This is a genomic window from Rhizobium aureum (assembly GCF_030182495.1).
Lineage (GTDB): Bacteria > Pseudomonadota > Alphaproteobacteria > Rhizobiales > Rhizobiaceae > Rhizobium > Rhizobium tropici_C.
Genome location: NZ_JAQJCI010000015.1, coordinates 1 through 24,443 on the forward strand (window position 1 = coordinate 1; position 24,443 = coordinate 24,443).

Here is a 24,443-nt window from a genome sequence, read left to right on the forward strand (position 1 = left end):
CATTGCTGTCATATCCCTTGTCGGCCAGCAGGATATCTCCTTCACCCAGTTCGTCCGTCAACGCGTCGGCCTGGGTACAGTCGGCGACCTGCCCACCGGTCAGACGAAGGTTGACGGGGCGACCTTCGGCATCGACGAGCGCGTGGATTTTGCTCGTAAGTCCGCCGCGGGAACGTCCCATGCCGCCATCATCTCCATCCCCTTTTTTCCCGTGGCCGCATGCTGATGAACGCGGACACAGGTCGAGTCGATCATGACGATGTCACCATCGTAGGCGGCCGAGACTGCTTCGAGAAGCCGATCCCATACTCCGGCTTTGCGCCAGCGCATGAAGCGGTTGTAGCAGGTGGTCGGCGGGCCATAGCGCTCCGGGACTTCCGCCCAGGGCGAACCTGTCCGGAACCGCCAAAGGATACCGTTCAGCACCCGCCGGTCATCCACGCGGGGAACACCGCGGGGCTTGTTGGGCAACAACGGCGATATGATCGACCATTCATGCTCGGTAAGTTCGTAGCGGCGACGCGTCATCAAAGGCCTCCGTAGTTGGAGGCCTTGAATCAGAGCCGACCATAAACGACAAGCAATTTTATGAGTTTACGCCGTAAGAGAAGCTATCCGGCTACAACGGACGTTTCACCGCAAATTCTATCATCTGGCTACTACGCATTCGGCGCCAATCGCCTCAGATTATTCACGCATTGAATGAAGTCCTCGAATTTTTAGAAGAACACAAAGGTCTGAAAGTTTAACTTTGGAAGAGCATCGATGGCTTTTGTAGAGCTGCAGCATCTCATCCTCAAAAAGGAGTCTCCAGAGAAGAGACTGTCTAAAGCCGACGGCAGCACAGAGCGACATATGAGCGAAGCGGCGGTCATGCTCGCCTTTGCAATGCTCTATTCTCTCGCGGCGCTAAGAACGTATACGTTCGTCCAGACGGTGAGCACGGCAAGCGGTTCGAGATTCAAGCTTGGTTGATGATGCACGGCTTCACCTGGCACAAGGGCTGGGGAACGACGAGCCATGCTGGTCGGTATATGAACGGCGACCTAACTCTTGAGGTTCATGTAAGTCCTGGAAAGGGTGACGTCGTCGCGACGATCGGAGGCTGCCCAGTTATTGCAGAATGCAAGGGCGGCATCATAAACTCACGTCACGCCGGGCAGGTGTCTCGTCTGCGGAAGGGACTGCACGAGGCAGCCGGACAACTCCTTGCGAGGGCAGGAGAAGGTGAGATTAACATCGCGGTGGTCCCATACACGACTACAACGCGCAATCTCGCAAGCAAGATGGCACCACGAGCGAATCAGGCGGGTATTGCCATAGCGCTTGTCTCGGCGACCGGAGCCGTTGAATACTACGGCGCAGACCCGTTTAGTGCCGGGGTCGTGGCTCTCTGATGAAAAATGCCGACACTTCGCTCAAAAGTCGCCTGAACCAAGCTAGTAGTCATGCCACAATAGCTTGATCCTAAAGGAAAAACGTGGCGGAGAGGGTGGGATTTGAACCCACGATACCCTTGCAGGTATGCCGCATTTCGAGTGCGGTGCATTCGACCACTCTGCCACCTCTCCGGTTATGCTGGTCGGCGCGTTTTTCAGCGCGGGCTGTCTCATAGCGACAGAAGAGGAGGATGGCAAGGGCGAATATGAAAGCTTTTCATCCTTTCGCCTTGACAGATCAGGGGCGCTTATATATCCCGTGCGACGCAATAGGTGTGGATAAGTCCGCACCTTGCCCACCCTGCTTCGCGCAGGGTTTCACCGGCAGAATTTTTTGAGGGCTCAAGCCTTTGGAATCCCTGCTAAGTTTCGACTGATAAAAAGACGGCCGCTCGTCCTCTGGTCGAGAGAGCCGGAACGAACATGAAAGGATAAAAAATGTTCGCAGTCATCAAGACCGGCGGTAAGCAGTACCGTGTGGCAGCCAACGACGTGCTGACCATCGAGAAGCTCGAAGTCACGGCCGGCGACACCGTAGAATTCACCGAAGTCCTCGTTATCGGCGAAGGCGCCGACGCTGCGATTGGTGCTCCCTTCGTCAAGGGCGCTTCCGTCAAGGCCGAAGTGGTCGAGCACAACCGCGGCAAGAAGGTTATCGCCTTCAAGAAGCGCCGTCGTCAGAACTCGAAGCGTTCGCGCGGCCATCGCCAGCATCACACGGTTGTCCGCATCACGGACATCGTGGCTGCCAAGTAAGTAACGGGATCAAGGTTTAAAGGAGAACTCCAATGGCACACAAAAAAGCTGGCGGTTCCTCGCGCAACGGTCGCGATTCCGAATCCAAGCGCCTTGGCGTGAAGAAGTTCGGCGGCGAAGCCGTCATCGCAGGTAACATTATCGTGCGTCAGCGCGGTACGCAGTGGCATCCGGGCGCCAATGTCGGCCTCGGCAAGGATCACACGATTTTTGCGCTTACGGCGGGTAACGTGAATTACCGTACGAAGGCCAATGGCCGCGTGTACGTGTCTGTAATGCCGAAAGCGGAAGCAGCGGAATAAGCCGGTAGCGCTCTAAAACAGCCGGCGTCTCATCGACCCGGCTGACCGCATCAGGTTCAGTCCAGAAAACAGGGGAGATGGGGCGCCATCTCCCCTTTTTCTTTACCCTCAACCAAGGAGGACTGAACCATGCAAGGCGAATTGTTAAGGGAAGGCCAATCGAGGTCTCCCGAAGAACGGCTGAGGCCGGATAGGTTAAGGACCGATTGCCCTGTCTTACTGTCGGAAAGGCTCGTTCTGCGCGCGCCCCACGAAGAAGACATCGACGCCCTTGCCCATCTCGCCAACAACGCCAATGTCGCCACAATGGTATCGCGTATGCCGCACCCGTATACGAACGCCGATGCCGCCGATTTCGTGCGACGCACGAAGCTTGGCGAGATTGGCAAGTGCGTCTATGCCATTACCAAAGCCGACAACGGCGCCTTTCTCGGTTGCTGCGGGGTCGAGCCCACTGGCGATCCGAACACGGTCGAGATCGGTTACTGGTTGGGCGAGCCCTACTGGAACCAGGGCTACACCACGGAAGCGGCCCATGCCCTCATCGACATGGTCTTCCGCACGCGTGAGAACGTCGCGCAGATCGATGCCCGTTGCCGGGTGACGAACGTCGCCTCCAGGCGCGTCGTGCAGAAGTGCGGCTTCCAGTTCCAGGGATCCGGCCTTGCCGCATCGCTGGCGCTCGGCAGCACCGTGCCGGTCGAATGGTACCGGCTCGACCGCAAGACCTGGATCTCGCTGCGCAGCTGGGGAGGCATGAGATGAACGCTCTCGCCCTCACCCGCCGCGATGCCCGGACCCTGATGCCCGGGCCGACGCCGGTCATCCAGACCGGCCGACTGACGCTGCGCCCGCACCGGCTCAGCGATGCCGATATGATTGCGGAATCGCTTTCGGATTTCGCCGTCACCCGCATGCTGGCCCGCGTTCCCGCGCCCTATGACCGGCAGGATGCGCTCGACTGGCTGATCGAGCACACCTCCGGCCTCGGTGTCGATTGGCAGCTCGCCATCTCCGAGCGGGATGATGCCCATATCGGCTGTGTCGGCATCGAGCTTCGCCACGGCCGCTGGCACCTCGGTTACTGGCTGAACCGCTTCTACTGGCGGCAAGGTATCATGACCGAAGCAGTCAAGGCTTCGCTCGAACGTTTTGCCCGCCGCATGCCCGAAGTCGCCGTTCATTCCGGCGTCTTCGCCGACAATCCGGCATCGCTCAAGCTGCAGCAGAAGCTCGGCTTCGAGATCACCGGTTGCTCGGAGATCTACAGCTTTGCCCGCAATACCATGGTTCCGCATATCGAAACCATGCTGAAGCCGGGCGCGCTGCGGCTCTCGCAGGCGGCCTAAGGCCCTGAGAACAGGTCATCGCCGGCTCGTCCGGCGATGGCTGTCATACCAATCATGCAGTTCCGCCTCTTTATGGCACTGGAACCGCACGATATTCTTTGACCTCAGCCCGAAGCGCCTATATCGAAGGCGACATAACGGGCAAACGGCCGCCCGATGTGTCTTTTGGATGCAGAAGGAGCGGCAGATATTGAAAAGAGCGCATAGGCTTTTGTGAATCCCATTCGATCCGAAGGGATATGCGCCGACACCGGGTGACGGACGTACGATGAAATTTCTCGATGAAGCAAAAGTCTATATTCGCTCAGGCGATGGCGGCGCGGGCAGCGTCTCCTTCCGCCGCGAGAAATTCATCGAGTTCGGCGGCCCGGATGGCGGCGATGGCGGCCGCGGCGGCGATGTCTGGGTCGAGGCCGTCAACGGCTTGAATACGTTGATCGATTTCCGCTACCAGCAGCACTTCAAAGCGAAGGTCGGCATGCACGGCATGGGCAAGAACCGCGCCGGCGCCAAGGGCGACGACGTGACGCTGAAAGTGCCGGTGGGAACGCAGATTTTCGAAGAAGACCAGGAAACGCTGATCTGCGATCTGACGGAAGAGGGCCAACGCTTCCGCCTGGCCGCCGGCGGCAATGGCGGCTTCGGCAATGCCTATTTCAAATCCTCGGTCAATCAGGCGCCGGACTGGGCCAATCCAGGCCTCCCGGGCGAAGAAAAGACCCTTTGGCTGCGGCTGAAGCTGATCGCCGATGCCGGCCTCGTCGGTCTGCCGAATGCCGGTAAATCGACCTTCCTTGCAGCCGTCAGCCGCGCGCGGCCGAAGATCGCCAACTATCCCTTCACGACGCTGCACCCTAATCTCGGCGTTGCCACCATCGACGGCCAGGAATTCATTCTAGCGGATATTCCCGGCCTGATCGAAGGCGCCCATGAGGGCGTCGGCATCGGCGACCGCTTCCTCGGCCATGTCGAGCGCACCCGCGTGCTGCTGCATCTTGTCTCCGCCCAGGAAGAAAAGGTCGGCAAGGCCTACAAGACCGTGAAGCACGAGCTGGAAGCCTATGGCAACGAGATCACGGACAAGCCGGAAATCGTCGCCCTCTCGCAGATCGACGTGCTGGACGAGGAAACGCTGAAGAAGAAGACGCGCGAGCTGGCGCGGGCCTGCGGCAAGACGCCCTTCCAGATTTCCGCCGCCACCGGACGCGGCATGACGGAAGTGTTGCGCGCGCTGCGCGACGTGATTGTCGAAGCCAATGCCGGCGAAGCGGATAAGCCCGCGAAAACGCCGAAGCTGCGGCACCGAGACATGCAGCTTTCCGACGATGCGGGCGAGGATGATCGCCGTAGTGACGACGGGGATCATCAGGGATGACTGCCCGCAAGCCGCTTGATCGCTACCGCCGCATCGTCATCAAGATCGGCTCTGCCCTTCTCGTCGATCGCAAGACCGGCTTGAAGAAATCCTGGCTCGACGGCATGTGTGCGGATATCGCCGCACTGAAAGCCAAGGGCATCGATGTGCTGGTGGTTTCCTCGGGCGCGATCGCGCTCGGCCGTTCCGTGCTCGACCTGCCCTCCGGAGCGCTGAAGCTGGAGGAGAGCCAGGCAGCGGCGGCGGTTGGGCAGATTTCGCTGGCCCGCGCGTGGTCGGAAAGCCTGTCACATGACAATATCGTCGCCGGCCAGATCCTGCTGACGCTCGGCGACACTGAAGAGCGTCGCCGTTATCTCAACGCCCGCGCCACCATCAACCAGCTCCTGAAGATCGGCGCGGTGCCGATCATCAACGAGAACGATACGGTCGCGACCAGCGAAATCCGCTATGGCGACAATGATCGCCTCGCCGCTCGCGTCGCCACCATGACCGGCGCCGACCTTTTGGTGCTGCTGTCGGATATTGACGGCCTCTACACCGCCCCACCGCATCTCGATCCCCAGGCGAAATTCCTCGATACGATCGCCGAGATCACACCCGAGATCGAGGCCATGGCCGGCGGTGCCGCCTCGGAACTTTCGCGCGGCGGCATGCGCACGAAAATCGACGCGGGCAAGATCGCAACCGGTGCCGGATGCGCCATGATCATCGCATCGGGCAAGACCGACCGGCCGCTGAACGCGATCGAAAGCGGCGCCCGCTCCTCCTGGTTCGCGCCGTCAGGCACACCCGTCACCGCTCGCAAGACCTGGATCGCCGGTCAGCTGCAGCCAGCCGGTGAATTGCATGTCGACGATGGCGCGGTGACCGCGCTTGGCGCCGGCAAGAGCCTGCTGCCCGCCGGTGTGCGCCGCGTCGTCGGCCATTTCGGCCGCGGTGATACCGTTGCCGTCATCGGGCCCTCCGGCCGCGAGATCGCCCGCGGCCTTGTCGGCTACGACGCCGAAGAGGCCCGCCAGATTACCGGCCGCAAATCGGCTGAGATCGAGGCGATCCTCGGCTATGCCGGCCGCGCCGCCATGGTGCATCGCGACGACCTCGTCATGACCGCTTCCGTCAAGACGAAGGCCGAGAAATCGAAGAAGGATGAAGCTCATGCTTGATACTGTCGCACAAAGCCCCGACATCGATGCGCTGATGAATGATATCGGCCGCAAGGCCCGGGCTGCGTCGCGACCGTTGGCCTTCGCGTCGACTGAAAGCAAGAACAAGGCCCTGAATGCCATGGCGGATGCCATTCTGGCCCGAAAGGATCATATCCTCTCTGAGAACGCCAAGGACCTGAAAGACGTCGAAGGCACCGATATGCTCGCCTCCTTCGTCGATCGCCTGACTCTGAACGACAAGCGCGTCGCCGAAATGGCCGAAGGCATCCGCGCCATTGCTGCCCTCGCCGATCCTGTCGGCGAAGTCATCGCCGCCTGGGACCGCCCCAACGGCCTGAAGATCGAGCGCGTCCGCACGCCGCTTGGCGTCATCGGCGTCATCTTCGAAAGCCGACCGAACGTGACCGCCGACGCCGGCGCACTGTGCCTGAAGGCCGGCAATGCCGTGATCCTGCGTTGCGGCAGCGACTCGCGCCGCTCCTCGCAGGCGATCCATGAGTGCCTGGTCGAAGGATTGAAGGCTGCCGGCTTGCCGGAACATGCTATCCAACTCGTGCCCGTCAGCGATCGCGCCGCCGTCGGCGCCATGTTGCGCGGCCTCGACGGCAATATCGACGTCATTGTGCCGCGCGGCGGCAAGAGCTTGGTCGGACGCGTGCAGACCGAGGCGCGCGTGCCGGTCTTTGCCCATCTTGAGGGCCTTTGCCACATCTACATCGATGCGTCGGCTGATCTCGACATGGCGAAATCCATCGTCGTCAACGCCAAGATGCGCCGCACCGGTATTTGCGGTGCCGCCGAAACGTTGCTGGTCGACAAGAAGGTTGCCTCCACCCATCTGAAGCCGCTGCTCGACGGCCTTGCCGCGGCAGGCTGCGAAATCCGCGGCTCCGCCGATGTCCTCCAGATCGTTCCCGGCCTCAAAGCGGCAACGGAAGAGGATTGGACGACGGAGTATCTCGCCGCGATCATCTCCGTCGCGCTGGTCGATGGCATTTCCGGAGCAATCGACCATATCGGCAAATATTCGTCGAACCATACCGAAGCCGTGATTGCCGAAGATCCTCGTGTTGTCGAACGCTTCTTCACCGAGATCGATTCGGCGATCCTGCTGCACAATGCCTCGACGCAATTTGCCGATGGCGGCGAATTCGGCATGGGTGCTGAAATCGGCATCGCCACCGGCAAGATGCACGCGCGCGGGCCTGTTGGCGTCGAGCAGCTCACCTCTTTCAAATATCGCGTTCGCGGCACCGGACAGATACGGCCCTGACGTGCTGAAGGAAGAGGTCGATCAACGCCATCTGCGCATGCCCCATGCCGAGCGCGGCATGGTGGTTGGTCTTTTCGGGGGATCCTTCAATCCGCCGCATGAAGGCCACGCACTCGTGGCCGAGATCGCCATCCGAAGGCTGGGCCTCGATCAGCTCTGGTGGATGGTGACGCCGGGCAACCCGCTAAAGAGCCGCAATCATCTGGCGCCGCTCGCCGAACGTATCACGCTCAGCGAACGACTTCTCCACGACCCGCGCATCAAGGTGACCGCCTTCGAGCAGACGCTGGGCATGAGCTACACGGCCAACACGTTGGCGCATGTGAAGGCACGCAACAGTCATGTCCACTTCATCTGGATCATGGGTGCCGACAGCCTGAATACGTTTCACCGCTGGCAGAAATGGCAGGAAATCGCCCGCACCTTCCCGATTGCCGTCATTGACCGGCCGGGATCGACGCTATCCTATCTTTCGGCCAAGATGGCCAAGACCTTCCATTACGCCCGCGTCGACGAGGATGACGCCCGCGTGCTCTGGAAGAAGCGGGCGCCGGCCTGGACCTTCATTCACGGACCGCGCTCGGCGCTCAGCTCGACAGCCCTGCGCGACGCACAATAATCGATCCAAATTCCTGGCCAAAATTTTTAGGAAGAGTTTAAAAATAAAAGCCCGACGCGGGAGGAGGTGCGTCGGGCTTTTGAACCTGATCAGCAACTGGGAGGAGGAGAGTTGCTAATCCATATCGAACGGCATTGGGAGGAGGAGATTGCCGTTTCGATGATTATGTTTTAGCAGATTTTACCGACAGATAAATGGCCGATTGCGCAATGCAGCAATGCAACAGACGCATGTCTCTGAAAATTTTCTGCCCAAAAAACGCTTCTTTTCCAATTTCTCAGGATTTGATTTTCAGTGTCGAACTTAATTCGGCGAAAGAATGGCACGGGACCCCACGTTTCGTAACGTTAAGTCTTGCTTCGTGAGCGTTCGCCAATCCACTGGGCAAATCCAGTCATGCATTTTTGCAATGCCCAAGATCGTTCATATGCGCTGCGCCACGGAAAATCCATAGAATTCGTAAGGTTACACGATCACATCGCGATGTATTTTTGTAAATACATCCCTAGTCAAGCCTCGCGCGTCGTTATATCTCTCGAAATATGTCGATATCTTTGGAGAGAATAAAATGGCCACCAGCCGACGCCGATGGATCAAGCTTGCAACCGCCGCCCTTTCCGCCGCGTGGCTGGGCCTCTCGAGCGCGCCTGTGCCGGCATTCGCCGCCGACAAGATCGTGGTTTTTGCCGCCGCTAGCATGAAAAACGCACTTGATGATGCCGATGCCGCCTTCACCAAGGAAACCCACAAGGAAGTCGCCGTCTCCTATGCGGCAAGTGGCCCGCTCGCCAAACAGCTTGAAAACGGCGCACCAGCCGATGTCTTCATCTCCGCCGACACAAACTGGATGGATTATGTTGCCAGCAAGAAGCTGATCAAGGACGATAGCCGCGTCAACCTGTTAGGCAACAAGCTCGTTCTCGTTGCCGCCAAGGACAAGGCGAAGCCCGTCGAAATCAAGCAGGGCTTGGACCTGGCCGGCCTGCTCGGCGACGGCCGCCTAGCGATCGGCCAGCCGGAATCGGTTCCGGCTGGCAAATACGGTAAGACGGCGCTGGAAAAACTTGGCATCTGGGCTTCCGTCGAAAAGAAGATCGCCGGCGCCGAAAGCGTGCGCGCCGCCCTCGCGCTGGTTTCGCGCGGCGAAGCGCCTTACGGCATCGTCTATCAGACCGATGTCTCGGCCGATCCGGGCGTTGCCGTCGTCGGCACCTTCCCGGCCGACAGCCACCCGCCGATCGTCTATCCGATCGCCATCACCAGCAGCAGCAAGAACGCGGATGTACAAGCCTATTTCGACTTTCTGAAATCGGCTAAGGCTGTTCCATTCTTCGAGCACGAGGGCTTCACGATCCTGAAGCAGTGAGCGTCATCACCGCAAGTCAGGCATGAAAAGTTCAAGCCATCAGGCTCGCAGGCTCGTGGCGAGCCTGAGATGTTTAAGGGGGCGGGTATTTGGAAGCGTTGGGTCTGAGCAGCGACGAATGGACGGCGATAGAGCTGAGCTTGCGGGTTTCCATCGTCGCCATGCTGGTCAGCCTGCCCTTCGGCATTGTCGCCGCACTCCTGCTCGCACGCGGTCGGTTCTGGGGCAAATCGGTCCTCAATGGCATCATCCATCTGCCGCTGATCCTGCCGCCCGTCGTTACTGGCTTCATCCTCCTCATCCTCTTCGGCCGCAAGGGGCCGATCGGATCTTTGCTTGATCAATATCTCGGTATCGTTTTCTCCTTCCGCTGGACGGGTGCCGCACTTGCCTGCGGCGTCATGGGCTTCCCGCTGATGGTCCGAAGCATCCGCCTGTCGATCGAAGCCGTCGACCGCAAGCTGGAGGAAGCCGCCGGCACATTGGGCGCCAGCCCCATATGGACCTTTCTGACGGTCACCCTGCCCTTGATCCTGCCCGGGATCATCGCCGGCATGATTCTCTCCTTCGCCAAGGCCATGGGCGAGTTCGGCGCCACCATCACCTTCGTCTCCAATATTCCCGGCGAGACGCAGACGCTATCGTCTGCCATTTATACCTTCACCCAGGTTCCGGGCGGCGATGCCGGCGCCATGCGGCTCACCATCGTCGCCATCGTCATTTCCATGGCAGCGCTGCTCGCTTCTGAATTCCTTGCCTATCTCGCCGGACGGAGGGTGGATTTCGAATGACGCTTTCGGTCGATATCCGCCACCGCCTCGGCGCCTTTTCGCTGGAGGCTGCCTTCACGTCCGATGGCGGCGTGACGGCCCTTTTTGGCCGCTCCGGCTCCGGCAAGACGTCGATCGTCCGCATCATTGCCGGCCTCACGCGCCCTGATCACGGCCATGTCAGCCTCGACGATACCGTACTTGCCGACACCAGCAGGCAGGTCTTCGTGCCGCGTCACCACCGCCGCTTCGGCTATGTCTTTCAGGAAGCACGCCTGTTTCCGCATCTTTCGGTACGACAGAACCTCAATTACGGCCGTTGGTTTGCGCCCAAAAGCGAGCGCGGTGAAAGCTTTGACGGCGTCGTCGATCTCCTTGGCATCAGTGCTCTTCTCGATCGCCGGCCAGCAAAACTTTCCGGCGGCGAGAAGCAGCGCGTCGCGATCGGCCGCGCCCTGCTTTCCTCGCCGCGCCTCCTATTGATGGACGAGCCGCTTGCCGCCCTCGACGAAGCCCGCAAGGCGGAAATCCTGCCCTATCTCGAGCGGCTGCGCGACGAGACGAAGATCCCGATCATCTATGTCAGTCACTCGATGGCCGAGGTGGCACGCCTCGCCAGCCGCGTCGTCGTCATGCGTGACGGCAAGGTCGAGACAATCGGCGCCGCCGTCGATATTTTCAGCCAGCTGTCCGGCCCGCTGGCGGCCGATCGCCGCGAAGCCGGTGTACTGCTGGAAGGCCGCGTGGAGTCGGTGGACGACCAGCATCATCTGACCGTTATTGCCCTGAAGACGGCGAAACTGGTGGTGCCGGGTCAGGCCGTCGCTATCGGCAAGACCGTGCGCGTCCATATCCCCGCCCGCGACGTCATGCTGGCGACAACGCGGCCAGAAGGTCTCAGCGCCCTCAATATCCTCGACGGCGAAGTGCTGGGGATCGGTGCGGCCGCGGACGGAACGGCGGAGATCAGGATCGATTGCGGCGGCGACGCGGTGCTTGCACGCATCACGCAATTCTCCGCCGAGCGGCTGGGATTACGCATCGGCCTACCGATCCATGCTGTTATCAAGACCGTGGCGCTCGAACATTGATCAGGATTTTTCCTGGGAAGCCTTAGCGGGGTTGCGATTGGCCTCGAGCCAGTTGAGATCGTCGGCTATTGCCACCCGCAGCGTCGTTTCCATGCCACGGAAACGCTGCAGCAACTCCTCGCCGAACGGCGTCAGGGCCGCGCCGCCGCCCTTCTGCCCACCGCGCTGCGACTCCACCACAGGCTCGCGGAACATATGGTTCAATTCGCTGATGAGCAGCCAGGCCCGGCGGTAGGACATGTCCATGGCGCGGCCGGCGGCCGAGATCGAGCCGGTCTCCTGTATATGTTCGAGAAGCTCCATCTTGCCGCGCCCGAGCCGATCCTGCCCCGAAAAACTGATCCGGAGAATAGGCTTCAAGGGCGGTTGCGGAGCATTTGTCATGGCATCTGTAACGGTTTGGTTTACCGGGAACACGATGCCGAAAACTGTAAGCGATTTTCGGATGACATCATGCTCTATCTATTTGATGCTAGCGCGGATTCAGATTTCAGGTCAATTCGAGCTGAAACGCGCAGCGGCGGTCGCCTGCCTGTATCTGCCGGCGAAAATGGACGAGCGGCGACACCGGCCTATCTGATCTCCGATATAAAAGATGCGTCCGCATGCAAACCGAGGCCCAAGCGGGATTGCGCGGGAATTCGGCTTCGCGTGGAAGGGAGACACTATGCCGGCTTATATCATCTCCGACGTCACGGCGAGGGATGCCGAAGCTTTCGAGGCCTACCGGACCCGCGCTGCCGCCTCCATAGCCCATTATGGCGGCCGCTATCTGGTCCGCGGCGGTCCGATCGAACAACTGGAGGGCAACTGGTCGCCGCGAGCCCTCGTCATCGTGGAGTTTCCCGACATCGAGCAGGCCAAAGCCTGGTATCGCTCGCCGGAATACGCAACTGCGCTCGACATCCGCGACAGGGCCCTCACCCGCAATCTCCTTCTTGTCGACGGCGTGAGCCCGGAAGCTTGATTTTGGCCCGCGGCGCGAATATTTACCCATATCTGGTGCGAAAGAGCCCTAGTCGGACACAAATCCTTGTCCTGAACGCCCTAAGATGGCCTTTGGCGTCTTGAAACCTTAATGCTTTGATGCCTATCTTTACGAGGTGATCGACTCAGATCACCTCCGTGCATGTTCTGTTACTCAAGGAAGGAAGAGCACTGACAACAGTACACGCCAAGGGAAGAACGCCTGTCGTTATCCCGAAGAGCTCGGAACGTGGCGCCGATGCCGCTGCCCGCGCCCTGCAAGCCGTCCTCGCAAGCCTCGAGGATTCCAAGGCCGAAAATATCGTCACCATCGACATTGCTGGCAAATCCGCGCTTGGAGACTACATGGTCGTCGTCTCCGGCCGATCGAACCGCCATGTCCTGGCGATTGCCGACCATCTCATGACCGATCTCAAGGACGAGGGCTTCGGCACTGCCCGCGTCGAGGGTCTTGATGGCGGCGACTGGGTGTTGATCGACACCGGCGACATCATCGTTCATGTCTTCCGACCCGAGATCCGTGAGTTCTACAACATCGAAAAGATGTGGGCAGCACCCGATCTCGACGAAGGCACGCTGCACTAACCGACCCCGGAACGCTTTCCCGGCCCCGGTTGGCAGCTTTACATCGCCGGACATGAGCTTCCGGCAGGAGTTTCGTTTTGTGCCGCCATGACGGCGGATAGGCTTGGGAGCGGGAATGCGGATAGGTCTTTTTGCGGTGGGACGGCTGAAAGCCGGCCCGGAAAAGGATCTTGCGGCTCGCTATCTCGACCGTTTCGCCAAGGCCGGACCGGCGATCGGCCTGGAATTGGCGCGCATGACCGAGGTTGCCGAAAGCCGCGCTTCCAATAGCGAGACCCGCAAGCGCGAAGAGGCGGGTCTCTTGCAAAAGGCTCATCCGGAAGGCGGCGTCCTCATTCTCCTCGACGAACGCGGCAAGGCGCTCGACAGCGAAGCCTTCGCCGCTATGCTCGGGACATACCGAGATCAGGGCAAGCGCGACCTGACGATCGCCATCGGCGGCGCCGACGGCCTCGACCCGTCCCTTTACGACAAGGCCGATCTGACCATTTGCCTCGGCAAGCTGACATGGCCGCACCAGCTGGTCCGCATCCTGATCGCCGAGCAGCTCTACCGCGCCGTCACCATCCTCTCCGGCCATCCCTACCACAGGGTGTAACCGTCCCATCCCGTTTCGAAAACAGTTTGGCTTTCGGGCTTTTTGCGTTAACGAAACGCTCACAGAGGCGTGTTTTGATTCTCGCCCTGAAAATGACGATGCTTCCTAGCTGATCGCGGCAAATCAGCCTATTTTCACGCGATCCGAAGGGACCAGGCCCGAACCGACTGGATGAGAAAAGCCCAGCCCATGCTTTCCCGTCTTCTGCTGCCACCCCTGGCGGCATGTCTCGGTGTGGGCGCCTATATGACCGCCCCTTTCCCTTTGCTGAGCGCGGCCGTGGCCCAGGAGGCCGATAGCACTGCACCCCAGGCGCCAGATGATCGCGCCACGACGACCGCATCGGTGCCGCCAGCGCAAGAAGCGCCCGACCCGGCAGCGGATCTCGCTCGCAAGCGCGACGAAACCCGCGCTCAGCTGGACGAACTGTCGAAGACGATCAATCTCTCCTCCGGCAAGACGAAAGAGCTGGAAGACAGCATCGCCTCTCTCGACAAGAGTACCGACAGCCTGCGCCAGGCGCTGATCGACAGCGCCGCCCGCCGCAAGGAACTCGACCGCAAGATCCAGCAGACCGAGAAGACGCTGACGGGCCTTGCCGTCAAGGAAGGCAAGATCCGCGCTTCCCTGCATGACCGCCGCGCCCTGCTGGCCGAAGTGCTGGGCGCTCTCGAGCGCATGGGCCGCAACCCGCCGCCAGCGTTGCTGGTGACGCCGGACGATGCGCTCGCCTCGGTGCGCAGCGCCATTCTCCTCGGCGCCGTCGTGCCCGGTATGCGCAAGGAGACGGACAAGCTCATCGCCGATCTCACGGATCTCAGCAAGCTGCATGCCGACACGGCCGCCGAAAAGGCGAGCTTCACCGCCACCATGACCAACAGTCTGGAGGAGGAGCGGCGCATGGATCTGCTGATTGCCGAAAACGACAAGCACAGCAAGGAGAATGCCGCCCAGCTCGGCGCCGAGCGCAAGCGCGCCGAGGAACTGGCGAGCCAGGCAACCAGCCTGGAAGGACTCGTCGCCTCGCTGGAAAGCCAGATCGGCTCGGTACGCGACGCTGCGGCTGCCGCGCGTGCGGAAGAGGCGCGCCGGGCGCAAATGACGGAACAGCAGCGCGAGCAGGCGAAAGCCCTGGCCGAGAACGGTGTGCCCGATAAAAACCGCATTACGCCCGCATATCCCTTCTCGGACCTTAAACAGAAGTTGGAGCTGCCCGTGGCGGGCGATACCCTCCGCCAGTTCGGCGACGACGACGGTACCGGTCATACGGCGATGGGGTTGACCATTGCGACAGGTCCGGAAGCACTCGTCACGGCTCCTGCCGATGGCACGGTTGTCTATGCCGGCGCGTTTCGCAGCTACGGTCAGATGATCATCCTGGATACGGGTGACGGTTACCACATGGTGCTGTCGGGAATGGACGCGATCAAGACGCGCCCAGGCAGATTTGTCTTCGCCGGCGAGCCGCTCGCCACGATGGGCCAAAAAAGAGTCGCGAGCGCGACCGCATTGGCGCTGGAAACGGATCGGCCAACGCTTTACATTGAATTCCGAAAAGATGGAAAACCAGTCGATTCCCGGCCCTGGTGGACCTCCAAAGACACTGGAAAGGCACGCAATGATACGTAGGGCTTCTCTTGTTCTCGTCGGCGCATTGATGGGTGCGACCGCGATGGGCGTTATCTACTCGGCGGTAGCGCCGGCGGAAGCCGCTGGCACTTCCACCTATAAGGAGTTGTCGATTTTCGGCGACGTCTTTGAGCGCGTGCGCGCGCAGTATGTGACGCCGCCGCAGGAAGACAAGCTCATCGAAGCCGCCATCAACGGCATGCTGACCTCTCTGGACCCGCATTCGAGCTATATGAATGCTAAGGATGCCGAAGACATGCGCACCCAGACCAAGGGTGAATTCGGCGGTCTCGGCATCGAAGTGACGATGGACAACGACCTCGTCAAGGTCATCACCCCGATCGACGACACGCCCGCCGCCAAGGCCGGCGTTCTTGCCGGCGACTACATCACCGCGATCGATGGCCAGTCCGTTCGCGGCCTGAAGCTGGAAGACGCCGTCGAGAAAATGCGCGGCCCGGTCAAGACGCCGATTAAGCTCACCTTGATGCGCAAGGGCGTCGACAAGCCGATCGAACTTACCGTTGTTCGTGACGTCATCGCCGTCGCCGCCGTCAAGTCGCGCGAGGAAGGCGGCGATGTGGGCTATATCCGCATCATCTCATTTACGGAAAAGACAACGCCGGATCTCGAAGCCGCGATCGCGAAGATCAAGAAGGATATTCCGGCCGACAAGCTAAAGGGCTATGTGCTCGACCTGCGTCTCAACCCGGGCGGCTTGCTCGACCAGGCGATCAATGTCGCTGACGACGTGCTCGAGCGTGGCGAGATCGTTTCCACGCGCGGCCGCAATCCGGACGAAACCCGCCGCTTCAACGCCACTCCCGGCGATCTGACCGACGGTAAGCCGATCATCGTGCTCACCAACGGCGGTTCGGCTTCCGCTTCGGAAATCGTCGCAGGCGCCTTGCAGGATCTGCGTCGCGCCACCGTCCTCGGCACGCAGTCCTTCGGCAAGGGCTCTGTCCAGACGATCATTCCGCTCGGCGACGGCAACGGCGCGCTGCGCCTGACGACGGCACTCTACTATACGCCCTCGGGCCGTTCGATCCAGGGCACCGGCATCACACCTGACATCAAGGTCGACCAGCCGCTGCCGGATGACCTCAAGGGCAAGCTGACGACGGAAGGCGAATCCAGCCTGCCGGGCCACATCAAGGGCCAGAGCGAAACCGACAAGGGCTCCGGCTCTTCGGCCTATGTGCCGCCGGACCCGAAGGACGATCTCCAGCTCAACTATGCGCTCGACCTTCTGCGCGGCGCCAAGACCGATCCGGCCTTCCCGCCGAACCCGGAAAAGGCAGTTTCCTCCAAGTAAGGAGATCGCGCCGGGCTGGAAACAGACCCGGCGCTTTCATGAAGGAGGGAGCGGCATTTGCGTTGGCCCGCTCCCCTTGGCCGGATGACATCGGCCTTGTTCAAAACAGCTTTGTTCATGTTTTGGAACTTTGAGTGTTGCGGGCATCTTGCCGCTCGGCTGCGGGGGAGAGAGTGCTCGCGCCGATACAGTTTTCCGCTTGAGGTGGATAGGAACTTTGGGAACGGATCTGCATGCACCGTTGGGACAGAATCGCCGCCCCGGCCGCCAGCGGCGTCTTCCACCCTTTGGGCGCATTCTCGGCAGCTTCTGTCTGATCGCGATTGCCTGTTTCTCCCTCTATTCCGCGCTGCAGCGCGACGAGCTTCAGAAAACCCGGCCGATCGAGGCCGCAAAGAAGGAAGAGCCAGCGCCGCAAGCCGAGACCAAGGCGACGCCGAACGGCCAATCGACCCTGACCCAGGTCGATCCGCAATCCGGCGCCAATACGACGCGCGTCGTCACCGACGACGGTTCGGTCGTCACCATGTTCAGCCCCGGCAATCGCGACGGCAGCGGCCCGGTCTTGATCAACGCCAATCAGGTGGGCCAGGATCCGCGCATGGCGGCGACGCCGAACGAAAGCCTGCTGGAGGATTCGCCCTTCGGCAAGCTGCCGATCACCGCGCCGAGCGGGCTTAGACCGATGGATCAATATGCGCGACCCTGGTCCGGTACCCGCGGCACGCGCATAGCCATCGTCGTCAGCGGCCTCGGCCTCAGCCAGACGGGCACCCAGCGCGCCATCGAAAAGCTGCCGGAGGAAATCACGCTCGCCTTTGCCGCCAGCGGCAACAGCCTGCAGCGCTGGATGCAGGAAGCAAGGCGCAGCGGCCACGAGATCCTTATCCAGGTGCCCTTCGAGCCCTTTGATTATCCCAGCAACAATCCCGGCCCGGATACGCTGCTGACCTCGCTGTCGTCGGCGAAGAATATCGACAACCTGCATAAGGCAATGGGCAAGATCACCAATTATACCGGCGTCATGAACTATCTCGGCGGCCGCTTCCTTGCCAATCCCAATGCGCTGGAACCGGTGCTGCGCGACGTCGGCAAACGCGGCCTGCTGTTCCTCGATGATGGCTCATCGGCACAATCGAAATCCGGAATGCTGTCGAAAACGCTGGAAGTGCCGCATGCCTTTGCCGATATCCAGCTCGATGGAGAGCTGCAGCAGGATGCTATCCTGAAGAAGCTCGATGAGCTGGAGCGCATTGCCCGCCGCAACGGTTCGGCGATCGGCGTTGCCTCCGCCTTCGATGAAAGCGTCGACGCCATCGGCAAATGGAGTGAGGAAGCCGCCATGCGCGGCATAGAAATCGTTGCTGTCTCGGCGCTTGCCGAAGACCCGAAACATCCCTGATCGCTGGAGAGAAAGATGAGCACGCCCCACGCGCCCGTGAGAGCTGAAGACCTGCCCTACCGCCCCTGTGTCGGCGTCATGATCCTGAACCGGGATGGTCTGGTCTGGGCCGGGCGCCGCATTCCCGACGGCAATTCCGAATACGACGGCTCGCCGCAGCTTTGGCAGATGCCGCAGGGGGGAATAGACGAGGGCGAAGATCCATTGAAAGCCGCCTATCGCGAGCTCTACGAGGAAACGGGTATGAAAACCGTGACCCTGCTGGCGGAGGCGAAAGACTGGATCAACTACGATCTGCCGCCGCAGCTGATCGGCATCGGCCTCAGGGGAAAATACCGCGGCCAGACGCAGCGCTGGTTTGCTTTCCGATTCGATGGCGACGAAAGCGAGATCGCCATCAACCCGCCGCCGGGCGGCCATGAGCCGGAATTCGATGCATGGGAGTGGAAGCCAATGGAGGCGCTACCCGAACTCATCGTCGCCTTCAAGCGATCGGTCTATGAGCGGGTCGTCTCGGAATTCAGCCATCTCGCGGGCCTGAAAGCCGAGGACTGATTACAAGAGAACCGGCCGCGAAAGCGGCCGGTTCTGCAAAGCGTCAGCTATTCTGCGGAATCGGCGGAGTCGGCGTTGAGCTGGCCATACTTGGCTTCGCCGATCTTCCCGAGGAGTTCGAGCTGGGTTTCCAGGAAATCGATATGGCCTTCCTCGTCCGCCAAGAGCTCTTCGAACAGCTTCATCGAAACATAGTCGCCGGCATCGTGACAGATGTCGCGGGATTTCTTGTAGGCCGTGCGGGCGTCGTATTCGCCAGCGAGATCGGCTTCCAGCACTTCCTTGACATTCTGGCCGATGCGCAGCGGCGCCAGCGTCTGCAGGTTGGGATGACCTTCGAGGAAGATGATGCGGGCAACGAGGCGATCGGCGTGCTGCATTTCCTCTATGGATTCTGCGCGCTCCTTTTTGGCGAGTTTGGTGTAGCCCCAGTCTTCGAGGAGTCGATAATGAACCCAATATTGATTGACTGCACCAAGCTCGAGAAACAGCGCCTCGTTAAGCCGCTCGATGACTTTTTTGTCGCCTTTCAATGTCCGCTCTCCTGTTGTCTTCATGGAATTTTTTCAGGCGGGACATGAAATCAAATATTTCCGCTTCCGTCGAGTGGCGACGGGCATGATAATCCTCGGTTGTCTGTATAATGATATCAACGACATTCGGGAAACAGCCGCAGCAACGGCCGCGCTTTTCCATAGCGTGATAAACCTTGGCGGGAACGATGAGCTGCCAACAGTCCTGATCGAGGAGTTCAGTGATGACGTCCCTGATTTCCTTGTCGGTGATGTAATTACAACTGCAAACCAGCATTCTTCGTTCAGCCCGTCAAACATGACATCCGCTGTCTTGTTATCTGCTAAAGAAGACGCCCTTTGTCAAGAAAGAAACGATTCGAATTCATCCGTCGATGAGGCCATTGACCTTTCGCCTGGGATGCGAAGGCCGGAATCTCAATGGAAATTACGACCTCGCGGCATGACTCTGGCCGTTTCGGCACCGTTGCTGCGGTCGTCCGCCGCTGTCCCGGCAGCGGTTCCACCTGGCAGCATAGGGGACTTCTCCTTTCGTCGGTGGTCCATAGTCGGCCGCAGCGCCTCATCCGCCCGATCGCTGACGCCGAAACGCCGTGCCTCGCGCTGAAGAATGCCGAGCGCCGGCGTCATATCCTCGATATGATCGACCACCACGTGGATGACGCCGCTCTCGCTCTGCAGCCGGCCACGGATCTTCACCAGCCGCGCGCCCATGACGATGGCGCGGTATTTCTCGAATTTTTTCCGCCAGACGATCGCATTGGCGACACCGGTCTCATCCTCCAAGGTCATGAAGATCACCCCCTTGGCCGAACCCGGCCGCTGGCGCACCAGCACCAGGCCCGCGATCGTCACCATCTGCCCATTCGCCACCTTTGGCAGATCCCGGCTTTGCACGATGCCCTGCCGCGCGAAATCGGCGCGCAGGAATGAAACCGGATGTGCTTTCAGCGACAGCGACAGATAGCGATAATCTTCGATGACCTGCTCGCCGGGCAGCATTTCCGGCAGCGCAACCGCCGGCTCGACCTGCAGCTCCGCATGATCGCTGAGATCGAAGAGGGGAAGCTTTTCGGCGGCACTTCCGGCATCGAGGGCCCGCACGGCCCATAGCGCCTCCCGTCGGCTCAAGCCGATCGAGCCGAACGCATCCGCATCCGCCAGACGCTCGATCTGCGCCTTTGCAAGACCGGAGCGCAGCCAGAGATCGCGCACGGACCGATAGCCATCACCACGACGCTCGACGAGCTGCTGCATCTCCTCCTCGGATAGGCCTTTGACCTGCCGGAAGCCGAGGCGGACGGCACATTGCGTCTTGATAATCCCGCGCATCGACGCATGGCGCGGCTCGACCGCATCCTGATCGAAGCGTCCCCGCTCGAGCAGGCAATCCCAGCTGGAACGATTGATATCCACCGGCCGCACCTCGACGCCATGCTCGCGTGCGTCACGCACCAACTGCGCCGGGGCATAGAAGCCCATCGGCTGGGCATTGAGGATCGCCGCACAGAAGACATCGGGATAATAGGCCTTGAGCCAGGAGGAGGCGTAGACGAGCAGAGCGAAGGAGGCCGCATGGCTTTCGGGAAAGCCATACTCGCCGAAACCTTCGATCTGGCTGAAACAGCGTTCGGCAAAGTCCTGAGGATAGCCATTCGCGACCATGCCCGAAACCAGATCCTTCTTGAATTCATCGACCCTCCCCGTTCGCTTGAACGTCGCCATGGATCGGCGCAGCCGATCGGCCTTGGCGGGCGAAAATCCGGCTGCGGTGATGGCGATCTGCATCGCCTGTTCCTGAAACAGCGGAACCCCCAAAGTTCGCTCCAGAACAGCCTTCAACTCCGGACGATGATATTCGATCGGCCGCTTGTGAAGATCGTCATCCCGCCGCTTGAGGTAAGGATGAACCATGTCTCCTTGAATGGGGCCGGGACGGACGATCGCTACCTCGATGACCAGATCATAGAACTTGCGGGGCCGAAGACGCGGCAACATGCTCATCTGTGCCCGGCTTTCGATCTGAAAGACGCCGATCGTATCGGCACGACAGATCATGTCATAGACCGGGAACCGGTCGGGGTATTCACCGCTGCCAAGGTCGGAGAGCTGCTTCTTCACGTCGTAATGCAGCAGCAGCAGGTCGAAGGCCTTGGCAAGGCAGGTCAGCATACCAAGCGCGAGCACGTCGATCTTCAAGATGTTGAGATTGTCGAGATCGTCCTTGTTCCACTCGATCATATAGCGATCGTCCATCGCCGTATGCATGATCGGCACGACCTCATCCAGCCGATCCCGGGTGATGACGAAGCCGCCGACATGCTGGGTCAGATGCCGCGGAAATCCCATTAGCGTCGAGGCATAGGAAAGGACGTTCTGCGTCGTCTTGTTTGTAAGATCGAGGCCGGCAATCTTCGCCTCACGCTCGGACAGTTCTTCCGTCGACCAGCCCCAGACACCGCTGGCAAGGGCGGACTGCACATCCTCCGACAGACCGAAGGCTTTCGCCACTTCACGGCCGGCCGAGCGCGCCCGATAGCTGGTGACCGCCGCCGTCAGCCCGGCATGCTCCTTTTTGTAATGCCTGTAGATGAACTGGATCACCTCTTCCCGCTTCTCGTGCTCGAAATCGACATCGATATCGGGCGGCTCCTCGCGCTCCGTCGAGATGAAGCGCTCAAAAAGCAAGCTTGTTATTTCCGGATTGACCTCGGTAATCCGGAGGCAATAGCAGACCGTCGAATTGGCCGCCGATCCGCGCCCCTGACACAGGATATTCGCACTGCGGGCAAACTCCATGATGCGATGCACCGTCAGGAAATAAGGCTCATATTGCCGCTCCCGGATGAGTTTGAGTTCATGTTCGATCTGCGTCGAAACCTTCGGAGGAATCCCTCCAGGAAAGCGCCATCTGGCGCCCTCCCAGGTCAGTCGCTTCAGCGTCTCCGCAACGGTTTCGCCCTTGGTGCTTTCGTCGGGATAGTTATGCTTCAGCTCATCCAATGAGAAAGACAGCCGGCTAAAAAACTTCTGCGTATTGGCGATAGCCTTCGGATAATCTCTGAAGAGTCGCGCCATCTCGGCAGCGTCCTTCATGTAGCGTTCGGCGTTCGCCGCCAGCCTGAAGCCGGCCTCGGCGATCGGTACATGCTCACGGATCGAAACGACGATATCGGCAAGCGGCTTGCGTTCGGTCGCATGATAGAGTGGCTGGTTGCTGGCGATCAGCCGCACGCCATTGCGCTGCGCCAGGATGGAAAGCGTCGCGAAGACCATGCGGTCCCGCCCGTCATAGGCTGGCGACAGGACCATGTGGAACTTCCGGCCGAAGCGCATCCAGAGCCGCTGCAGACATTGTTCCAGCCTTGCCTGCTCCTCCGGCGCCTCGACACTTTCAGCATCGGGAACGAGCGCCAGCATCATCTCGTCACCCCATTCTACGAGGTCGCTTTCATTAAGGATGCATATGCCTTTTTCGCCGCGCAGATTACCGGCGCTCAGCAATCGGCAGAGATGCGCCCAGCCCTTGCGATTTTCCGGATAGGCAAGAATGTCCGGGGTGCCGTCTGAAAACACGAGGCGGGCGCCCGGCTGGAAAGGGACCGGCTTCAGAAGCGGCTTTTCTGGCTCGCCCTTGGCTCGAAGCGTCAGATTTTTCTCAATGCCTTCCTTATATTTTTCCCAGAGAACCTTGGTATGCGCATGCGCCTTGACGACGCCGGCAACCGAATTGCGGTCGGCAATCCCAAACCCCGACAGTTTCAGGATGGCGGCCTGCACCACCATTTCCTCCGGATGCGAGGCACCTTCGAGAAAGGAGAAATTCGTTCTCACCCCGATCTCGAAGAAGGGCATGGGTTCGTGAAAGCTCGGGCGCGCATTCATGCGAAGACCCCATGCATATACCAGTCCGGCGTCGTGCTGCCTCGGCCATAGAGCCCCTTGCGGAACAGCCAGAAACGATGACCTTCTTCATCTTCGATCTGGAAGTAATCGCGGACAGGTTCTTCCTTTTCCTCAAGCCACCATTCCGCCGAAAGCCGCTCCGGCCCTTCGGCCCGGCTGACCCGATGCATGACCCGCCGCCAGCGGAACTGCCGGGGAGGGCCGTCAGGCACTTCGGCAGCAATGGTTTCGACCAGTTCCGGCATGCGAAGCAGCCGCAGCGGCCGCTCGCCGCGGAAGAAGCCGTGGCCGGCATCCTCCTGACCTGCGCGCCGCCTCGATGCGAGGATAGTCATGGCCGGCAGTGGCCGCACGGCTCGTTCGGGGATATGGCTCTGCCGCAGCTCGAATCCTTGCAGGCAGTCCGGTCCGAGCCGGGCGGCCACGCGATCGACAAAGGCGGCAAGCGACCCTTCCTGGCGGCCTTCTCCGACGAAATCACCTTGCATGGCATCGAAGGGCGCATGCTGCAGCACATTGAGGCGGATGATTTCGAAACCATAGCCGACATCGAGATCGTCATGAATGGCGCCAAAGCGCTCCGTGAACAGGCTGGCGATCCTGCTCGGTTCCCGCAGCGGCTGCGACGCGCCGGCCGCGATGCGGAAGACCGCACCATCCACACGGAAGAGCAGGAGCTCGAAGGAACGACCGCCAATGCCGCGGGCTTCCAGCCCCGACTTCAGGCTTTCGGCAAGCTGGCGGGCAAGCTGGAGAATATCGGCTTCCGCCTGCACCGGCTCGGCCAGCCGCCGCTCGGCCGATAATTGCGCGACCGGACGGCGCGGCGAGATCGGCTCCTCGACGAGGCCGACGGCCTGATCGAGCCGCAGCAGCAGCTGCGCGCCGAACCGGCGGGCAAGCGGCGCCCGCGGCGCGGCCAGAAGGTCGCCCACCTGCTTCAATCCCAGCTTCTGCAACGCGGCAATGGTCTCTTCACCGAGCCTCAGAGACGCCACAGGCAGTGGCGCCAAGGCTTCCTCCATGGCTTCCGAAGGAACGACACGGCTATCGTCGAAACGAGCAACCGCCCAGGATAGGCCGGGCGCGGAGGAAATGGCGCCGCGCACATCGAGACCGAGCCGGGAAATCCGGATCAGGATGTCCTCGAGGAGTGCCTCTTCGCCTCCAAAAAGATGGGCGCAGCCGGTAATATCGAGAAAAAGGCCATCCTTGCCATCGATCGCCACCAGCGGCGTATAGCGGTCGCACCAGTCGGCAATCGCTTCCAAAAGCTTGCGATCCGCGGCGAGGTCCTCCTCGATGACATCGAGATCGGGACAGATCGCCTTTGCCTCGGCCACACCCTGACCCTGCTTCAGGCCGATCATCTCCGCGCGCTCGTTGAGGGCGGTCAGCCGCATGGCATTGTTGAGCTTGCC

23 protein-coding genes, 1 tRNA gene and 2 pseudogenes are annotated in these 24,443 nt (G+C 60.6%); 19 read left to right on the forward strand and 7 right to left on the reverse strand.

Features of this window, described 5'->3' with window-relative positions:
• Nucleotides 1–528, reverse strand: a pseudogene (locus PH552_RS25550) (IS5 family transposase); the annotation flags it as partial.
• 237 nt (nt 529–765) lie between these two features.
• On the opposite strand from PH552_RS25550, the gene PH552_RS25555 reads away from it, so the two are divergent.
• A complete protein-coding gene (locus tag PH552_RS25555) occupies nt 766–975 on the forward strand; it encodes a hypothetical protein (protein ID WP_183765298.1) in 210 nt (69 codons plus the stop codon).
• A gap of 506 nt (nt 976–1,481) precedes the next feature.
• On the opposite strand, the gene PH552_RS25560 is transcribed toward PH552_RS25555, so the two are convergent.
• Nucleotides 1,482–1,571: transfer RNA gene (locus PH552_RS25560), tRNA-Ser, on the reverse strand.
• A gap of 306 nt (nt 1,572–1,877) precedes the next feature.
• Here PH552_RS25560 and rplU point away from each other — a divergent pair.
• From rplU to modC, 11 genes are all read left to right on the forward strand, one after another.
• A complete protein-coding gene (rplU, locus tag PH552_RS25565; protein ID WP_028753733.1) occupies nt 1,878–2,195 on the forward strand; it encodes a 50S ribosomal protein L21 in 318 nt (105 codons plus the stop codon).
• Nucleotides 2,196–2,227: 32 nt separating this feature from the next.
• Complete coding sequence (gene rpmA, locus PH552_RS25570) at nt 2,228–2,497, forward strand: 50S ribosomal protein L27 (protein ID WP_112339827.1); 270 nt, start codon at nt 2,228–2,230, stop codon at nt 2,495–2,497.
• A 129-nt stretch (nt 2,498–2,626) separates the two neighbouring features.
• Nucleotides 2,627–3,262, forward strand: coding sequence for a GNAT family N-acetyltransferase (locus PH552_RS25575; protein ID WP_112339828.1), 636 nt, complete (start codon nt 2,627–2,629; stop codon nt 3,260–3,262).
• Entirely contained in the window at nt 3,259–3,846 is a 588-nt protein-coding gene (locus PH552_RS25580; protein ID WP_183765295.1) for a GNAT family N-acetyltransferase, read from the forward strand. Before PH552_RS25575 ends, PH552_RS25580 begins: the two co-directional genes overlap by 4 nt.
• 268 nt (nt 3,847–4,114) lie before the next feature.
• Nucleotides 4,115–5,221: a GTPase ObgE gene (obgE, locus tag PH552_RS25585; protein ID WP_285166341.1), complete on the forward strand. Its 1,107-nt coding sequence runs from the start codon at nt 4,115–4,117 to the stop codon at nt 5,219–5,221.
• The gene (proB, locus tag PH552_RS25590; RefSeq protein ID WP_112339831.1) at nt 5,218–6,387 is read left to right on the forward strand and encodes a glutamate 5-kinase; all 1,170 of its coding nucleotides are present in this window, start codon (nt 5,218–5,220) and stop codon (nt 6,385–6,387) included. The genes obgE and proB overlap by 4 nt, the downstream gene beginning before the upstream one ends.
• Nucleotides 6,380–7,663, forward strand: a complete 1,284-nt coding sequence (locus PH552_RS25595) for a glutamate-5-semialdehyde dehydrogenase (protein WP_285166342.1) — start codon at nt 6,380–6,382, stop codon at nt 7,661–7,663. Before proB ends, PH552_RS25595 begins: the two co-directional genes overlap by 8 nt.
• A gap of 37 nt (nt 7,664–7,700) precedes the next feature.
• Nucleotides 7,701–8,282, forward strand: coding sequence for a nicotinate-nucleotide adenylyltransferase (locus PH552_RS25600; protein ID WP_245430224.1), 582 nt, complete (start codon nt 7,701–7,703; stop codon nt 8,280–8,282).
• A 568-nt stretch (nt 8,283–8,850) separates the two neighbouring features.
• A complete protein-coding gene (gene modA, locus PH552_RS25605; protein WP_285166343.1) occupies nt 8,851–9,648 on the forward strand; it encodes a molybdate ABC transporter substrate-binding protein in 798 nt (265 codons plus the stop codon).
• An 89-nt stretch (nt 9,649–9,737) separates the two neighbouring features.
• Complete coding sequence (modB, locus tag PH552_RS25610) at nt 9,738–10,439, forward strand: molybdate ABC transporter permease subunit (RefSeq protein WP_112339834.1); 702 nt, start codon at nt 9,738–9,740, stop codon at nt 10,437–10,439.
• Nucleotides 10,436–11,509, forward strand: a complete 1,074-nt coding sequence (gene modC / locus PH552_RS25615; protein ID WP_112339835.1) for a molybdenum ABC transporter ATP-binding protein — start codon at nt 10,436–10,438, stop codon at nt 11,507–11,509. Before modB ends, modC begins: the two co-directional genes overlap by 4 nt.
• On the opposite strand, the gene PH552_RS25620 is transcribed toward modC, so the two are convergent.
• Nucleotides 11,510–11,893 (reverse strand): winged helix-turn-helix domain-containing protein, encoded by a 384-nt coding sequence (locus PH552_RS25620; protein ID WP_285166344.1) that lies wholly within the window; start codon nt 11,891–11,893, stop codon nt 11,510–11,512.
• A 283-nt stretch (nt 11,894–12,176) separates the two neighbouring features.
• On the opposite strand from PH552_RS25620, the gene PH552_RS25625 reads away from it, so the two are divergent.
• From PH552_RS25625 to PH552_RS25655, 7 genes and pseudogenes are all read left to right on the forward strand, one after another.
• Complete coding sequence (locus PH552_RS25625) at nt 12,177–12,476, forward strand: DUF1330 domain-containing protein (RefSeq protein ID WP_112339838.1); 300 nt, start codon at nt 12,177–12,179, stop codon at nt 12,474–12,476.
• A 162-nt stretch (nt 12,477–12,638) separates the two neighbouring features.
• Nucleotides 12,639–13,081: pseudogene (gene rsfS / locus PH552_RS25630) on the forward strand (ribosome silencing factor).
• Nucleotides 13,082–13,196: 115 nt separating this feature from the next.
• Nucleotides 13,197–13,679, forward strand: a complete 483-nt coding sequence (gene rlmH, locus PH552_RS25635; RefSeq protein WP_112339840.1) for a 23S rRNA (pseudouridine(1915)-N(3))-methyltransferase RlmH — start codon at nt 13,197–13,199, stop codon at nt 13,677–13,679.
• 189 nt (nt 13,680–13,868) lie between these two features.
• Nucleotides 13,869–15,308, forward strand: a complete 1,440-nt coding sequence (locus PH552_RS25640) for a murein hydrolase activator EnvC family protein (protein WP_483315506.1) — start codon at nt 13,869–13,871, stop codon at nt 15,306–15,308.
• Nucleotides 15,298–16,626 carry a S41 family peptidase gene (locus PH552_RS25645; protein WP_112339842.1) on the forward strand — a complete coding sequence of 443 codons (1,329 nt, stop codon included), beginning with the start codon at nt 15,298–15,300 and terminating at the stop codon, nt 16,624–16,626. The genes PH552_RS25640 and PH552_RS25645 overlap by 11 nt, the downstream gene beginning before the upstream one ends.
• A gap of 217 nt (nt 16,627–16,843) precedes the next feature.
• The gene (locus tag PH552_RS25650; RefSeq protein ID WP_183765283.1) at nt 16,844–18,028 is read left to right on the forward strand and encodes a divergent polysaccharide deacetylase family protein; all 1,185 of its coding nucleotides are present in this window, start codon (nt 16,844–16,846) and stop codon (nt 18,026–18,028) included.
• Between the two features lie 15 nt (nt 18,029–18,043).
• Nucleotides 18,044–18,583: an RNA pyrophosphohydrolase gene (locus PH552_RS25655; protein WP_112339844.1), complete on the forward strand. Its 540-nt coding sequence runs from the start codon at nt 18,044–18,046 to the stop codon at nt 18,581–18,583.
• Between the two features lie 47 nt (nt 18,584–18,630).
• Here the strand turns inward: PH552_RS25655 and bfr are convergent, their stop codons facing one another.
• From bfr to PH552_RS25675, 4 genes are all read right to left on the reverse strand, one after another.
• On the reverse strand, nt 18,631–19,116 hold the full coding sequence (bfr, locus tag PH552_RS25660; RefSeq protein WP_069611399.1) for a bacterioferritin: 486 nt from the start codon (nt 19,114–19,116) through the stop codon (nt 18,631–18,633).
• Nucleotides 19,082–19,393, reverse strand: coding sequence for a (2Fe-2S)-binding protein (locus PH552_RS25665; RefSeq protein WP_112339845.1), 312 nt, complete (start codon nt 19,391–19,393; stop codon nt 19,082–19,084). The genes bfr and PH552_RS25665 overlap by 35 nt, the downstream gene beginning before the upstream one ends.
• A 140-nt stretch (nt 19,394–19,533) precedes the next feature.
• A complete protein-coding gene (locus tag PH552_RS25670) occupies nt 19,534–23,001 on the reverse strand; it encodes an error-prone DNA polymerase (RefSeq protein WP_285166345.1) in 3,468 nt (1,155 codons plus the stop codon).
• A complete protein-coding gene (locus tag PH552_RS25675; RefSeq protein ID WP_285166365.1) occupies nt 22,998–24,425 on the reverse strand; it encodes a Y-family DNA polymerase in 1,428 nt (475 codons plus the stop codon). The genes PH552_RS25670 and PH552_RS25675 overlap by 4 nt, the downstream gene beginning before the upstream one ends.
• Nucleotides 24,426–24,443: the final 18 nt, after the last annotated feature.

Bases quoted from the DNA above. Each gene is read 5' to 3' on its own strand.
- rpmA (WP_112339827.1), top strand. From the start codon at position 2,228: ATGGCACACAAAAAAGCTGGCGGTTCCTCGCGCAACGGTCGCGATTCC.
- modC (WP_112339835.1), top strand. From the start codon at position 10,436: ATGACGCTTTCGGTCGATATCCGCCACCGCCTCGGCGCCTTTTCGCTG.
- PH552_RS25555 (WP_183765298.1), top strand. From the start codon at position 766: ATGGCTTTTGTAGAGCTGCAGCATCTCATCCTCAAAAAGGAGTCTCCA.
- PH552_RS25655 (WP_112339844.1), top strand. From the start codon at position 18,044: ATGAGCACGCCCCACGCGCCCGTGAGAGCTGAAGACCTGCCCTACCGC.
- obgE (WP_285166341.1), top strand. From the start codon at position 4,115: ATGAAATTTCTCGATGAAGCAAAAGTCTATATTCGCTCAGGCGATGGC.
- rlmH (WP_112339840.1), top strand. From the start codon at position 13,197: ATGCGGATAGGTCTTTTTGCGGTGGGACGGCTGAAAGCCGGCCCGGAA.
- PH552_RS25670 (WP_285166345.1), bottom strand. From the start codon at position 23,001: ATGAATGCGCGCCCGAGCTTTCACGAACCCATGCCCTTCTTCGAGATC.
- PH552_RS25645 (WP_112339842.1), top strand. From the start codon at position 15,298: ATGATACGTAGGGCTTCTCTTGTTCTCGTCGGCGCATTGATGGGTGCG.
- rplU (WP_028753733.1), top strand. From the start codon at position 1,878: ATGTTCGCAGTCATCAAGACCGGCGGTAAGCAGTACCGTGTGGCAGCC.
- PH552_RS25595 (WP_285166342.1), top strand. From the start codon at position 6,380: ATGCTTGATACTGTCGCACAAAGCCCCGACATCGATGCGCTGATGAAT.
- PH552_RS25600 (WP_245430224.1), top strand. From the start codon at position 7,701: ATGCCCCATGCCGAGCGCGGCATGGTGGTTGGTCTTTTCGGGGGATCC.
- modA (WP_285166343.1), top strand. From the start codon at position 8,851: ATGGCCACCAGCCGACGCCGATGGATCAAGCTTGCAACCGCCGCCCTT.
- PH552_RS25625 (WP_112339838.1), top strand. From the start codon at position 12,177: ATGCCGGCTTATATCATCTCCGACGTCACGGCGAGGGATGCCGAAGCT.
- PH552_RS25640 (WP_483315506.1), top strand. From the start codon at position 13,869: ATGCTTTCCCGTCTTCTGCTGCCACCCCTGGCGGCATGTCTCGGTGTG.
- PH552_RS25675 (WP_285166365.1), bottom strand. From the start codon at position 24,425: ATGCGGCTGACCGCCCTCAACGAGCGCGCGGAGATGATCGGCCTGAAG.
- PH552_RS25575 (WP_112339828.1), top strand. From the start codon at position 2,627: ATGCAAGGCGAATTGTTAAGGGAAGGCCAATCGAGGTCTCCCGAAGAA.
- proB (WP_112339831.1), top strand. From the start codon at position 5,218: ATGACTGCCCGCAAGCCGCTTGATCGCTACCGCCGCATCGTCATCAAG.
- PH552_RS25580 (WP_183765295.1), top strand. From the start codon at position 3,259: ATGAACGCTCTCGCCCTCACCCGCCGCGATGCCCGGACCCTGATGCCC.
- PH552_RS25665 (WP_112339845.1), bottom strand. From the start codon at position 19,393: ATGCTGGTTTGCAGTTGTAATTACATCACCGACAAGGAAATCAGGGAC.
- PH552_RS25620 (WP_285166344.1), bottom strand. From the start codon at position 11,893: ATGACAAATGCTCCGCAACCGCCCTTGAAGCCTATTCTCCGGATCAGT.